Source organism: Kitasatospora sp. NBC_00315, assembly GCF_041435095.1.
In the GTDB taxonomy this organism is placed as follows: Bacteria; Actinomycetota; Actinomycetes; order Streptomycetales; family Streptomycetaceae; genus Kitasatospora.
Window position 1 is genome coordinate 895,344 of the sequence record NZ_CP108025.1, and the last position, 12,541, is coordinate 907,884.

11 protein-coding genes and 1 pseudogene are annotated in these 12,541 nt (G+C 76.0%); 6 read left to right on the plus strand and 6 right to left on the minus strand.

The genetic code is table 11. The features are described 5' to 3' along the window. Positions 1–275: 275 nt before the first annotated feature. Positions 276–2,786 carry a SpoIIE family protein phosphatase gene (locus OG823_RS03730; protein ID WP_371477465.1) on the minus strand — a complete coding sequence of 837 codons (2,511 nt, stop codon included), beginning with the start codon at positions 2,784–2,786 and terminating at the stop codon, positions 276–278. Between the two features lie 302 nt (positions 2,787–3,088). Here OG823_RS03730 and OG823_RS03735 point away from each other — a divergent pair, with 302 nt between their 5' ends. Both OG823_RS03735 and OG823_RS03740 read left to right on the plus strand, forming a co-directional pair. Then, complete coding sequence (locus tag OG823_RS03735) at positions 3,089–3,424, plus strand: DUF4326 domain-containing protein (protein WP_371477466.1); 336 nt, start codon at positions 3,089–3,091, stop codon at positions 3,422–3,424. 54 nt (positions 3,425–3,478) lie between these two features. Then, on the plus strand, positions 3,479–4,171 hold the full coding sequence (locus OG823_RS03740; RefSeq protein ID WP_371477468.1) for a uridine kinase: 693 nt from the start codon (positions 3,479–3,481) through the stop codon (positions 4,169–4,171). Here OG823_RS03740 and OG823_RS03745 read toward each other — a convergent pair. Next, the gene (locus tag OG823_RS03745) at positions 4,119–4,982 is read right to left on the minus strand and encodes a DNA-formamidopyrimidine glycosylase family protein (RefSeq protein WP_371477469.1); all 864 of its coding nucleotides are present in this window, start codon (positions 4,980–4,982) and stop codon (positions 4,119–4,121) included. The genes OG823_RS03740 and OG823_RS03745 overlap by 53 nt on opposite strands. A gap of 157 nt (positions 4,983–5,139) precedes the next feature. Then, on the minus strand, positions 5,140–5,598 hold the full coding sequence (locus OG823_RS03750) for a universal stress protein (protein ID WP_371477471.1): 459 nt from the start codon (positions 5,596–5,598) through the stop codon (positions 5,140–5,142). 157 nt (positions 5,599–5,755) lie between these two features. Between OG823_RS03750 and OG823_RS03755 the strand changes: the two genes are divergently transcribed. Continuing rightward, positions 5,756–6,832 (plus strand): NAD-dependent epimerase/dehydratase family protein, encoded by a 1,077-nt coding sequence (locus OG823_RS03755; RefSeq protein WP_371477472.1) that lies wholly within the window; start codon positions 5,756–5,758, stop codon positions 6,830–6,832. Positions 6,833–7,152: 320 nt separating this feature from the next. Here the strand turns inward: OG823_RS03755 and OG823_RS03760 are convergent, their stop codons facing one another. Continuing rightward, positions 7,153–8,310, minus strand: a complete 1,158-nt coding sequence (locus OG823_RS03760; RefSeq protein WP_371477475.1) for a sensor histidine kinase — start codon at positions 8,308–8,310, stop codon at positions 7,153–7,155. Beyond that, positions 8,307–9,227, minus strand: a complete 921-nt coding sequence (locus OG823_RS03765) for a response regulator transcription factor (RefSeq protein WP_371484292.1) — start codon at positions 9,225–9,227, stop codon at positions 8,307–8,309. Before OG823_RS03765 ends, OG823_RS03760 begins: the two co-directional genes overlap by 4 nt. 157 nt (positions 9,228–9,384) lie before the next feature. On the opposite strand from OG823_RS03765, the pseudogene OG823_RS03770 reads away from it, so the two are divergent. The 3 genes and pseudogenes from OG823_RS03770 to OG823_RS03780 form a co-directional block, all read left to right on the plus strand. Then, positions 9,385–10,080: pseudogene (locus OG823_RS03770) on the plus strand (glycosyltransferase family 2 protein); the annotation flags it as partial. Further along, positions 10,054–10,755: a DUF2064 domain-containing protein gene (locus OG823_RS03775; RefSeq protein ID WP_371484294.1), complete on the plus strand. Its 702-nt coding sequence runs from the start codon at positions 10,054–10,056 to the stop codon at positions 10,753–10,755. The pseudogene OG823_RS03770 and the gene OG823_RS03775, both read left to right, overlap by 27 nt. Beyond that, a complete protein-coding gene (locus tag OG823_RS03780) occupies positions 10,752–11,450 on the plus strand; it encodes a methyltransferase domain-containing protein (RefSeq protein WP_371477476.1) in 699 nt (232 codons plus the stop codon). Before OG823_RS03775 ends, OG823_RS03780 begins: the two co-directional genes overlap by 4 nt. A gap of 95 nt (positions 11,451–11,545) precedes the next feature. On the opposite strand, the gene OG823_RS03785 is transcribed toward OG823_RS03780, so the two are convergent. Then, positions 11,546–12,538, minus strand: a complete 993-nt coding sequence (locus OG823_RS03785; protein WP_371477477.1) for a zinc metalloprotease — start codon at positions 12,536–12,538, stop codon at positions 11,546–11,548. Positions 12,539–12,541: the final 3 nt, after the last annotated feature.

Here is a 12,541-nt window from a genome sequence, read left to right on the forward strand (position 1 = left end):
GTGCACACCCGCGCGCCGTACCCCTTCGTCTCCGACCGCACCGACGAAAGTCGCGAATGCGTCCCGGAACACTCGGACGAACTCGCGAGCCCGAGCGACCGGGAGGCCCCGGGCATACCAGGCGTACCGGGCGTACCGGGCGTGCGTCGGGCCGGCCCGACAGCGGGGCGGCCCGCCGTCACCGCATCCCGCGTCCCCGCATCCCAAATCCCCGCCACCCGACGAGGTCACTGTCACCCGAGGTCTCCGCCACCCGAGGTCACTGCCACCCAGGGTCACTGCGGCCGGTACGCGGTCAGCAGGAGCGCGACGTCGTCGGCGCGGTGCGTGGAGCTCCGGGCGTCCCCCAGCAGCCGGTCGGTCAGGCCCTCCAGGGTCGACGCGTCGGCGTGCGCCAGCGCGGCGCGCAACCGGTCGATGCCCAGGTCGATGCTGATGCCGGCCTCCTCGACCAGGCCGTCGGTGTAGAGGGCGAGGATGGATCCGGGAGCGAGTCGGAGCTCCGTGACGGGGAACTCCGCCCCGTGGTCGATGCCGAGCAGCGGACCGCCGCGCAGGTGCAGGACCTCGGTGCGGCCGTCGGGGTGCCGCAGCAGCGGCGGCAGGTGCCCGGCCCGGGCGGCACAGGCCCGGCCGGTGGCCGGTTCCAGGTAGATCAGGCAGCAGCTGGCCAGCAGCCCGGGATCCAGGTCGACCAGCAGCCGGTTGGTGCGCGCGAGGACGTCCCCGGGCGGCTCCCCGCCGCTGGCGAAGGCGCGGACGGCGCTGCGGAGCTGGCCCATGGTGGCGGCGGCGCCGACGTTGTGGCCCTCGACGTCCCCGATGACCAGGCAGACCCCGCAGCTGGTGGCGATCGCGTCGTACCAGTCGCCGCCGATCTCCATGCCCTCGGTGCCCGGCAGGTACCGGGCGGCGATCCCGACGCTGTCGATCTTGGGCAGCCGGTGCGGCAACAGGGCCTGCTGGAGACCGCGCGCCAGGGCGAACTCCGCGTCGTAGAGGCGGGCGCGCTCCAGTGCCTGGGCGATGAAACCGCCGAGTGCGGTGAGCACGCCGCGTTCCTCGACGGTGAAGGGCCTGGCCTCGTCGAAGCCCAGGATGCAGCTGCCGACCGGGTGGCCGGAGGCGATCAGCGGCAGGAAGGCCCAGGAGCCCATCTCGTCGATGGGGATGCCGGGGTAGGCGGCGGACAGCTGGTGGACGGACTCGAAGAAGATCGGGGTTCCGGTGCTGAGCGCCTCGACGCCGGGCAGTCTGGTGCCCATCGGGGTGCCCTCGAACGGGTCGAGGAAGCCCGCGGGGTAGCCGCGCTGGGAGGCCAGGTGGAGGCGCTTGTCACGGACGGTGTAGATGGCCAGCTGCTGGCCGCCGAAGGCCGGCAGGATCTGGTCGGCGACCGCCCGGCAGACCTCCTCCACGCTGACCGCCGCGCTGAGCGCACTGGCCAGTTGGAGCAGGTGGTACGTGGCCCCCGGCGCGGCCCGGGTGACGGGTGGCGACGCGGTGGGCACGTCCGGCAGGCCGGGGGGCGGCTCCGCTGCGACCACCCGGCCGGTCACGCCGTGGGCGTCCGGGTAGAGCGAGAAGGCGAGCCAGTGGTCGGGCGGGCGGTGGGCCAGGAAGGCGGTGGGCTGCTGCGACATCATCGCGGCCCGGTAGCGGTCCTCGTACACCGGATCGCCCAGCCAGGGCAGGACGTCCCACGGGTAGCGGCCGATCAGCTCCTCGCGACGGACGTTCAGCAGCAGTTCGCAGCTCCGGTTGACGTAGCTGGTCAGCCCGTCCGGGTCGAGCGAGAAGACACCGTCGCGCAGCCGCTCGACGGCGGCCGCGGCGGCCGTACCGGTCCGGGTGTCGACGACGGTGCCCACCAGGTGGGTGCGCCCGGACGGACCGGTGGCGGGCACCCTGCCCCAGAGCTCCAGCGGGTGCAGCCGGCCCTGCCGGTCGAGCACCCTGAAGCGGGTGGCCAGCACCCGCCCGTGGTCGAGCGCGGCCCGCGCGGCGGCCCGGAACTCGGGCAGGTCGGAGGGGGCGATCCGGTCGATGAGCGCGGCGGCCCGGCCGTCGAAGTCCGCCGGCGCGACGCCGAAGAGTTCGCACAGCTCGTCGTCCGCGGACATCGCGCCGGTGGCCAGGTTCCAGTCGAAGAGCCCGACCCGGGCGACCGCGACGGCCGGAGTGGGCAGCTCGACCACCGCCGTCTCGCCGGCCGCCTCGACCCGGTCGCCGCCGGCCGTCAGCCCGGCGAGCGCCGTGCCCAGCCGGTGCGCGATGCTTCGCAGCTGGCGCCCGGCCCGGTCGGGCACGCCGTGGTGCGAGGCGGGCCAGAGTGCGCCGAGCACTCCGAAGATCTGGCCGTCGGCGCTGATCGGCACGCAGGCGGAGGAGAAGTCGTACGGCATGCCCACCGCCAGCTGCGGGAACCGCCGCATGGTCTCCTCGGTGTCGGCCAGGGTCACCGTGCGGCCGGTGCGGTAGCAGACGGCGGCCGGCAGCGGCCCGGCGACGGCGACCCGCCGCACGCTGCTGAGCAGCGACAGCGGCACGCCGGCGACGGTGGTGAGCACCAGGGATCGGCGATCGCGCGAATGCAGGTGAACCATGCCCCCGTAGGCACGGGTGGTGCTGAGTGCCTTGCGCACCGCGGCCGCGAACAGGACGTCGGTCTCGTGTGCGGTGGCCCCGGCAGTGCGTGTCCCAGGACGGTGCGCGGTGACGCGCGCCGCCCCGGTACCGCCGCTCACGCGGGGGCCGTACTGGTCCGCCGGTACAGCTGGGCGCATCTTTTCTTGCTACGCCGGGGGTGGGGACCTGTCAAGGCAGGGCGCCCGGTTTGCGCCCTGGCCGGCCCGCGCCAGCATGGACGTACCGCCTCATGCCCTCTCCCGAGAACGGCGGCCCCGATGACCCTCACCCGCCGCAGCTCCCCGGTGCCTCCCTGTCGGACGGACGGCGCCCCGGTGGGCCGCTCCCCGGCGCACGGCCCCCGCTCCCCGGCGCTCGGCCCTCCGGTGGCGCCGCCGCCCCCGGTCGCGAGGCGGGCCGCGAGCCCCGCCGCGAGCCCGGCCGGCGCGTCGGGAGCCCGGTGACCGGCCCGATCCCGGCCGGCCACGGGGCGACCCGCGTCGTCAACCTGAAGGGCCACCGGGAGGACCCGGCCTACGCGGACGTGGTGTACGTCGGCCGGGCGATGCACCGCGGCGGCTGGCGTCTCGCGGGTTCGCCGTTCGCCTGCCCGTTCCGCCCCGGCCCGGACGGGACGCGCGAGGAGGTGGTCGCGCAGTACCGCGCCTGGCTGCTGGACCACCCGGAACTGCTCGCCCGGCTGCCCGGCTTGAAGGGGAAACGACTCGGCTGCTGGTGCGTGCCGCTGCCCTGCCACGCGCAGGTGCTCGCGGAACTGGCGGACGCCGCGCGGTAGCGGCGTGCGTGGGCCGACCGACGCCCCGGTGCGGCCGCAGGGCAGGATGGCGCCGTGCAGGTACGCCCGATCTCCCCCGAGCGGCTGGCCGAGTTCCTCGCCGACCGCATCACCGAGCGCATCACCGATCTGTCCGCCGGGCAGCCCTCCGGGCGGTCGCCCGATCCGTCCGTCGGGTGGCCGACCGGCGGCGGCCGCCTGCGGGTCGCCGTCGACGGGGCTCCCGCCGCGCGGCCCGGGATACTGGCGGACGCGCTGGTGGAGCCGCTCCGACTGCGCGGCCACCCGACACTGCGGGTGTCCGCCGCCGACTTCCTGCGCCCCGCCTCGATCCGGTGGGAGTACGGCCGACAGGACGCGGACGCCTACCACGACCTGTGGTTGGACGACGGCGCGCTGGCCCGCGAGGTGCTCGACCCGCTGGAGCCGGGCGGCACCGGGCAGGTCCTGCCCAGCTTCTGGGACGCCGCCGCCGATCGCGCCACCCGTGCCCCGTACACGGACCTGCCGCCCGGCGGCGTGCTGCTGCTGGACGGCGGACTGCTGCTCGGCCGCTGGCTGCCGTTCGACCTGACCGTCCATCTGGCGATGACGCCGGCCGCCCTCGCCCGGCGCACCCCGCCCGACGAGCACTGGATGCTGGCGGCCTTCGCCCGCTACGCGAGCGAGACCGGGCCGGCCGAGGCCGCCGACGTCACCGTCCGGGTGGACGACCCGCGCCGCCCCGCCCTGGTCGAGCGCCCTTGAGCGGACCGGCCGCGCCGGACGGAGCCGGGCCGCGCTGGCAGTAGGGGCACCAGTAGGCGATCCGGTCCTGCGGCGGGGTTCCCTGACGGGCGGTCAGCACCAGGGTGCCGCAGCGCGGGCAGGGACGCCCGGCCCGGCCGTAGACCCAGTGCTGCTGTCCGCGCCGGGTGTTGCCGGTCGTGATGTGGCCCGGCCGCAGCTTGTTGGCCTCCAGCAACTGCCGGGCACGGGCGGCCAGCCGGTCGGGGGCGGGGAGCTCACCGACGGCCGTCCAGGGGGTGACCCCGGCGAGGAAGCAGAGTTCGTTGGCGTAGACGTTGCCGACGCCGGCGAGGTTGCGCTGGTCGAGCAGCGCCTCGGCCAGTGGTCGGCCCGGGTCCGCGGTGAGCCTGCGGACGGCCTCGGCCTCGTCCCAGTCGGGGCCGAGCAGGTCGGGACCGAGGTGACCGACGACCCGCTGTTCGTCGGCGGTCCGCAACAGCTCGACGACCGGCAGACGGTAGCCCACGGCGGTGGCCGTCCCGTTGCCCAGCACGGCCCTGATCTGCCAGTCCGGGCCGCCGCTCCAGCGCTCACCGGGCAGGTGGATCGCCCAACGGCCGTCCATCCGCAGGTGGGTGTGGAGGGTGAGGCCGTCCTCCAGGCGGGTGAGCAGGTGCTTGCCGCGCGGGGTGACGTCCAGCACCCGGCGGCCGGTCAGGTCGGCGGTGGCGTGGGCGGGCACCCGAAGGTCCGCGACGGTCAGCACCCGGCCGGCCAGCGCCTCGTGCAGGCCGGCCGCGGCACGGTAGACGGAATCACCTTCTGGCATGCCACCATCCTGACCCCTCGGACGCGGCTTCGACCGCTCGGGTCCGCTCGGATCGGGTCCGCTCGGATCAGGTCAGCTCGGATCAGGTCCGCTCGGATCAGGTCGGATCGGCTCCGCTGGGGGCGGCGGCGCCCGGGCGGGCGGGCGCGTGCCGGGGTCAGCCCCCGGCCGGCCCGTGGTCGTCGCGGATCACCACGACCGGGCAGGGCGCGTGCTCGGTGAGGTGGCGGCTGACCGAGCCGAGCACGGCGCCGGAGAACCCGCCGAGGCCCCGGCTGCCGACCACCAGCAACGCGGCGCCCTCGGCCGCGTCGAGCAGCACGCGGGCCGGATTCCCGGGGATCACCGCCTGGGAGACCTTCACCGGCGGCTCGGCCCCGGCCACCTCGGCCACCGTCTCGGCGAGCGTCCGGGTGGCCAGCTCCTGCGGGTCGAACCCGTCGCTGACCGGTACGGCGCCGACCCAGCCGTAGAACGCCGGGTACTCCCACGCGGTGACCGCCTGCACCGTGCCGCCGGTCAGCCGGGCCTGCGCGATCGCCCAGCGCAGGGCGTTCTCCGAGGCCGGTGAGCCGTCCATGCCGACCACGATCCGCTGGTTCCCGCCGCTGCTCATGTGTCCTCCTGGATCGGTCGCACATACCCTGCCTTTATAGATCAACAGGACATGGGCTCCGAAAACGCCACGCCCCCGCGCCGCGCCGCCTTACGAACCCCTGACGGACCGCCGTCGCTCCGGCCGACGGCGCCCGGGGCGCTCTAGCGTCGTCCGTATGAACGTCCTCCTCACCGGCGGTGCCGGTTTCATCGGATCCGCCGTGGCCGCCCGACTGCTCGCCGACGGCCACCGGGTACGGGTGCTCGACGCGCTGTTGCCCGCCGTCCACCCCGGGGGCACCTGGTCGACCCGAAGGCCCGAGGGCGTGGAGTTCCGGCACGCGGACGTCCGTGACCGGGCCGCCGTCGAGCAGGCCCTGGAGGGCGTGGACGCGGTCTGTCACCAGGCCGCGATGGTCGGGCTCGGCCTGGACCTCGACGACGCGCCCGACTACGTGGGCTGCAACGACCTCGGCACCGCCGTCCTGCTCGCGGCGATGCACCGCACCGGCGTGCGGGACCTCGTGCTCGCCGGTTCGATGGTCGTGTACGGCGAGGGCCGCTACCGCTGCGCCGAACACGGCGAGGTCTCCCCCGGCCCGCGCCTGGGCGCGGAGCTGGACGCCGGCCGGTTCGAGCCGCCCTGCCCCCTCTGCGGCGCCGCACTGGCTCCCGGCCTGGTCGGCGAGGACGCCCCGGCGGACCCGCGCAACGTCTACGCGGCCAGCAAGCTCGCCCAGGAGCACCTCTCGGCGGCCTGGGCCCGCGCCTGCGGCGGACGGGTCCTGGCGCTGCGGTACCACAACGTCTACGGGCCGGGGATGCCACGCGACACGCCGTACGCGGGGGTCGCCGCGCTGTTCCGCTCGGCCCTCGCACGGGGCGAGGCCCCCCGGGTCTTCGAGGACGGCGGCCAGCGGCGGGACTTCGTGCACGTCGACGACGTGGCCGCGGCCAACGCCGCCGCCCTGGCCGGCGTGACCGGCCGGCCCGACGGCAGCTCCCGGGCCTACAACGTCGGCAGCGGCGAGGTACGGACCGTCGGCGCGATGGCCGACGCGCTGGCCGACGCCTACGGCGGACCGGCGCCGGTGGTGACGGGCGAGTACCGGCTCGGGGACGTCCGGCACGTCACCGCGGATTCGTCCCGGCTGCGCGCGGAGCTCGGCTGGCGACCGCGGGTGTCCTTCGCCGACGGAATGGCCGCCTTCGCGACGGCGCCGCTCCGGGGCGAGGAGAAGGCTCGGGGCTGAGGACCGACCGGCGGGCCCGGGAACGCGAGCACCGACCGGCGGGCGCGGGAGCGCGAGGACCGACCGGCGGGCCCGGGACGGTGAGGAAGGGCCGTCGGCTCCGCGCCGAAGCCGAGCATGTCCATCCCGATGCCGACCAGGAACGGCCCTGGCGCACGGAGCCCGCCAGGGCCGTCCGCTCCCGCAGGGCGGGGTCCGCCGCCGCCCGACGCGCACCGAGGGCCTCCAGCACCGTCTCGGAGCCCGTCAGAACGGCTGCCCGTAGTGCCCGCACCAGCCCGAATGCCATGGCTGGAGGCGATGGGACGGGGAGCCGGGGGCTAACGCAGCACGGCCGCCGCCGGCAGCACGATCTCGAAGCAGCAGCCTCCGTTCACGTTGCGCACGCTCGCCCGGCCGGCGTGCGCCTCCACGATGCCCCGGACGATCGCGAGGCCGAGACCGGCGCCGCTGTCGCCGTGCCGGGCGTCACCACCGGCCTCCACCGGCGTTCGGGGCGTACGCGCGCTGACGCCGCGCCAGCCGGTCTCGAACACGCGCGGCAGATCCGGCTCGGGGATGCCGCCGCAGCCGTCGGTGACGGAGAGCACCACCTCGTCCGCCTCCTGGCGGGCCGCGACGGCCACCACACCGTCCGCGGGAGTGCAGCGGATCGCGTTGACCAGCAGGTTCCCCAGCACTCGGGTGATCTCCCGACCGTCCACCTCGACCGGCGCCGGGTCCACCCCGTCCCCGAGCAGCCGGACGCCGCGCTGGCGGGCCAGCGGGTGGGCACCCGCCATGGCGTCGCCCACCAGGTCGTAGACCGAGACCCGGGACAGCGAGAGGGTGAGCGCGCCGGCCTGGATCCGCGACAGCTCGAAGAGGTCGTCCACCATGCCGGTCAGCCGGTCCACCTCGGTCCGGATCTGTGCGTGGTAGCGGTGCGGCTCGTCGGCCACGCCGTCCTCCAGCGCCTCGGCCATGGCGCGCAGCCCGGCCAGCGGGGTCCGCAGGTCGTGCGAGATCCAGGCGATCAGCTCGCGCCGGGACGACTCCAGGGTCTGCTCCCGGCGGCGGGACTCCGCCAGCCGCGCGCTGGTGGCGGCGAGCTCGGCGCTGAGTGCGGCGAGCTCCGTACCGAGCGGACCGTCCGGCGGCGCGAAGCCGCCGTCACTGCCGACCGTCCGGGCCGCGAGGGCCAGCGCCCGGCTGCCGGCGACCACCTGGCGGCCCAGCAGCGCGGCGGTGGCCAGGGAGACGACCGCCGCCATGCAGAGCACCGTTATCACCACGCCGAGGTCGTGGTGGGAGAGGAACATCGCCTGGGCGACCGCGAGCGTCCCGGCGGTCATCGCGAGGACGGTGACCACCGCGACGCAGAACAGCGACAGCGCGACCGAACGCCGGCGCAGCAGCCGCACGACGGGCCAGCCGAGCAGACCGGCGCCGCCCGCGCCGAGGGCGGCGAAGGCGGCGATGAGGAGCAGGTCCTTCACAGGAGGGGGCCTTTCGCGGCGGAGCTGTCGGTGGCGGGATCGTGCACGGTGGAGCTGCTCCTCGTGGCGGAACCGCCGGTCGCGGAGCGGCCCGTCCCGGCGGCGGGAGGCACGGCTGCGGGGAGCACGGCCGGGGAGAGCGCGGCGGCGGAGCCGTGGGCAGCGGCGGCTCGCGCCTCCGCCGCGTCCGCCCCGGGCGCGCTCGTCTCCGGCCCGCCGGTACCGGGCCCGCCGGTGCTGGGGTCGAAGCGGTAGCCGACGCCCCAGACGGTGGTGATCAGGGCCGGCGCGGCCGGGTCGTCCTCGACCTTCTCGCGCAGTCGGCGGACGTGCACGGTGACGGTCGACAGGTCACCGAACTCCCAGCCCCATACGCGCTGCATCAGCTCCTCCCTGCCGAACGCCGTCCCGGGGTGCCGGATCAGGAACATCAGCAGGTCGAACTCTCTGAGGGTGAGCGCGAGCTCGCGCCCGCCTCGGAAGGCCCGGCGGGCCGAGGGGTCGAGGCTGAGATCCCCGGCGCCGAGCGGTCCGGGCGCGGCGGAGCCCGGTGTGTTGGCCGAGCGCCGCAGCACGGACTGCACCCGCAGCACCAGCTCGCGGGGGCTGAACGGCTTGGTGACGTAGTCGTCGGCGCCGAGTTCCAGCCCGAGGATCCGGTCGGACTCCTCCCCCTTGGCGGTGAGCATCACCACCGGGAGCCGCTCGCCGCCCTCGCTCGCCCGGAGCCTGCGGCAGACCTCCAGACCGTCGAGCCCGGGCAGCATCAGATCGAGCACGACCAGATCGGGGCGGACGGCCGCGGCGACCGCGAGGGCCTGGTGACCGTCGGCGGCCCGCTCGACGCGGTAGCCGGCCCGCAGCAGGTAGCCCGCCACGACCTCGGCGACGGTGGGGTCGTCGTCGACGACGAGGATCCGGCCGGCTGTGCCCGGGGGAGCCGTGGCCGCGCCGGATCCGGGGGATGGGGGAACTGTCACACCTCCGAGGATAGGAAGCCGGACGGGTGACCGGAGCGCACGCAGCTGCTCCGTAGGACTTCCGTAAGGTGGCGATGCCCTCTTTGTGCCGATTCTGCTGGGTAGCGTGAGCCGGGTGACCCTCCTTCCCCCTCCCCCGCCCGTCGACGTGGTGCTGCCCTGCCTGGACGAGGCCGAGGCGCTGCCCTGGGTGCTCGGGCGGATCCCGCAGGGCTGGCGCGCGATCGTCGTCGACAACGGCTCGACGGACGGCTCGGCCGAGCTGGCCGGCTCGCTGGGCGCGACCGTGGTCGCCGAACCGCGACGCGGTTTCGGCGCCGCCTGCCACGCCGGACTGCTCGCCGCCACCGCCCCGACGGTCTGCTTCCTGGACTGCGACGGCTCGCTGGACCCTGCCCAGCTGCACCGGGTGGTCGACCCGCTCGACGCGGGCGTCGCCGATCTGGTGCTGGGCCGGCGGCGCCCGGTGACCCGAGGGGCCTGGCCGCCGCACGCCCGGCTGGCCAACCGGATGCTGGCGCGCAGACTCCGGGCGCTCACCGGTGCTCCGCTGCACGACCTCGGGCCGATGCGGGCGGCCCGGCGCGAGCGGCTGCTGGCGCTCGGCCTCGGCGACCGCCGGTCGGGCTACCCGTTGGAGATGGTGCTCGCCGGGCACGCCGCCGGGATGCGGATCGCCGAGCGCGAGGTCGACTACCGCCCGCGCTCGGGACGCTCCAAGGTGACCGGCACGCTGCGCGGCACCCGGCAGGCCGTCCAGGACATGCGGGCCGTGCTGGCGGCGCCGCCGCCGACCCTGCTGGTGATCGCCAAGTCGCCGGTGGCGGGACGGGTGAAGACCCGCCTCACACCGCCCTGTACGCCCGAGCAGGCCGCCTCGCTCGCCGAGGCCGCGCTCCGCGACACCCTGCGCACCCTCGACGCCGTACCGGCCGGGCGGCGGCTCCTGGTACTGGACGGCGAGCCCGGCCCGTGGCTGCCGGGCGGCTGGCAGGTCCTGCCGCAGGTGTCGGGCGGCCTGGACGTCCGGCTGGCGGCCGCGTTCGCGGCGGCCCCGGCGCACACACCCGCGATCCTGGTCGGGATGGACACCCCGCAGCTGAGCGCGCGGGATCTGGCAGCCCCGCTCTCGCCCGCGGCCCGGGCCGGCGCCGACGCCTGGTTCGGCCCTGCTTCGGACGGCGGATTCTGGGCGCTCGGCCTGGCCCGGCCCACGCCGGAGCTGGCGCGTGAGCTCCTGGTCGGCGTCCCGATGTCGACCGCCGGGACGGGCGCGGCCCTGCTGGAGCGGATGGCGCGGGCGGGTCTGCGGGTCCGACGGCTGCCGGAGCTCACCGACGTGGACACCGCGGCGGACGCGGCCGAGGTGGCCGAGCTGGCCCCCGACAGCGCGTTCGCGACCCGCTGGCGAGCCGTCGGGATCACCGGCGGGGCCGTCCGGAGCGGCACCGGGGCCGTCGGATGACGGCGCCGGCCACCCTGCGGGCGGCGGCGGGCCGCCCCTGGATCGACGATCCGTTCAGCGAGGCGATCCGTACCGGCCGCGGCCCGCTCTGGCTCCGCACCGAGGACGGCGCCCGGCACCGGCTGGACGTCGACCGCTGGTGCGCCCCGCCGGACGCGGCCGACCTCGGCCTGCTGGAGCGGTGCGTCCGGCTCGGCAGGCCGGCGCTGGACATCGGCTGCGGTCCGGGCCGGCTGGTCGCGGCGCTGCTCGCGCTCGGCGTCCCCGCACTCGGCGTCGACCTCACCGCCGCCGCCGTCGCGCGGACCCGCCGGCTCGGCGGCCCCGCGCTCTGCCGCTCGGTCTTCGACCGCCTCCCCGCCGAGGGCCGCTGGGGCTCGGCCCTGCTGGCGGACGGCAACCTCGGCATCGGCGGCGACCCGAGCGCGCTGCTGCGCCGGATCGCCCTGCTGCTCTCCCCCGGGGGCACCCTGCTCGTCGAGGTCGAGCCGCAGGAGACGGACGAACGCCTCACCGTCCGGATCGAGGACGGCGCCGGACGCCGGGGCCCGGCCTTCCGCTGGGCCCGCCTCGGAGCCGAGGCCACCGTGCGCCGGGCCGCCGCGGTCGGCCTCGCCGAGACCGACCGCTGGGCCGCCCACGGCCGCCACTTCCTGGCCCTCACCCGGCCGGGGCGGGCCGCCGCGGCGCCGTAGGCCCGACCCGGCCGCCCCCACCCCAACCCAACCGGCCCGGCCCGGCCCGGCACCGGTGGCGTCGGCCGAGCGGCGGACGCCACCGGCGGCCGGGGTCAGGTGCGGTACGCCGCCCAGGAGTTGGTCATCCGGGTGACCTGGCCGGGAGTGAACTGGGTCATGCAGGAGTCGTACGTGTAGTCCATGAAGTTCCTGATCGGGTCGAGCCCGGCGGCCGCGCAGGTGTCCCGGCCGACCGGGCACTGGTAGGCCGCGCTCTTCTCGGCCGGGGTGTCGGCGACGTAGTCGCCGTTGCCGCCGCAGCCGCCCTGGAAGGTGTGGTACAGCCCGAGCCAGTGGCCGATCTCGTGCGTCGCGGTGTCGCCCTCGTCGTAGTGCGCGGCCGAGCCTCCCGGCAGCGAGGCATCGAGGATCACCACGCCGTCGTCGGTGGGGTTCGAGGTGTAGGAGCTCGGGAACGTCGCCCAGCCGAGCAGGCTCTGGCCCAGGCTGGCGGTGTAGAGGTTGAGGGTGCCGGCGCCGCCCTTGCGCAGGGCGGTCTTCATCGCCTTCTCCGCCGAGGAGCCCGGCGCGATGCCGTTGTACCAGGCGGCGTTGTCCGTGTAGTCCGTCCCCGCCAGCTGGAACGTGAACGGCGTCGCGGTGTTGCCCGCGCCCTGTCCGCCGTAGGCGGCGTTCAGGACGGCGAGCTGGCCGTCGATGTCCGCGGCGGTGAGCTTTCCGGTCGCGCCGGAGTGCACGACGTGGACGTAGACGGGCACGGCGGTGCCGGCGAGCGCGGGGGCGAGCAGCAGGTTGCCCCTCGGCGAGTCGCGCAGATCGCGGACCTTGGCCGTCAGGTCGGCGTCCATGGCGCCGGCCTGGGTGTCGGTGACGGCGTTGGGTTCGTGGGCGGTGCTGCCGGCGGCGCGCCGGGCGGCCGCGTCCCGGCCGTCGGTGTCGGCACCGGCGCACCGGCCGACGGCGGTGGACGCGGTAGCGGCGCCGATGCCGGTGGGAGCGGCGAACTGGGTGAGGGCGAGGGCCGCGACGAGCGCGGCGGAGCCGAGGAGTCCGCGGGGCGCGGGAGCGTGGACGGAACGACGCATCTG

Bases quoted from the DNA above. Each gene is read 5' to 3' on its own strand.
- OG823_RS03785 (WP_371477477.1), bottom strand. From the start codon at position 12,538: ATGCGTCGTTCCGTCCACGCTCCCGCGCCCCGCGGACTCCTCGGCTCC.
- OG823_RS03730 (WP_371477465.1), bottom strand. From the start codon at position 2,786: ATGCGCCCAGCTGTACCGGCGGACCAGTACGGCCCCCGCGTGAGCGGC.
- OG823_RS03745 (WP_371477469.1), bottom strand. From the start codon at position 4,982: ATGCCAGAAGGTGATTCCGTCTACCGTGCCGCGGCCGGCCTGCACGAG.
- OG823_RS03755 (WP_371477472.1), top strand. From the start codon at position 5,756: ATGAACGTCCTCCTCACCGGCGGTGCCGGTTTCATCGGATCCGCCGTG.
- OG823_RS03780 (WP_371477476.1), top strand. From the start codon at position 10,752: ATGACGGCGCCGGCCACCCTGCGGGCGGCGGCGGGCCGCCCCTGGATC.
- OG823_RS03775 (WP_371484294.1), top strand. From the start codon at position 10,054: ATGCGGGCCGTGCTGGCGGCGCCGCCGCCGACCCTGCTGGTGATCGCC.
- OG823_RS03750 (WP_371477471.1), bottom strand. From the start codon at position 5,598: ATGAGCAGCGGCGGGAACCAGCGGATCGTGGTCGGCATGGACGGCTCA.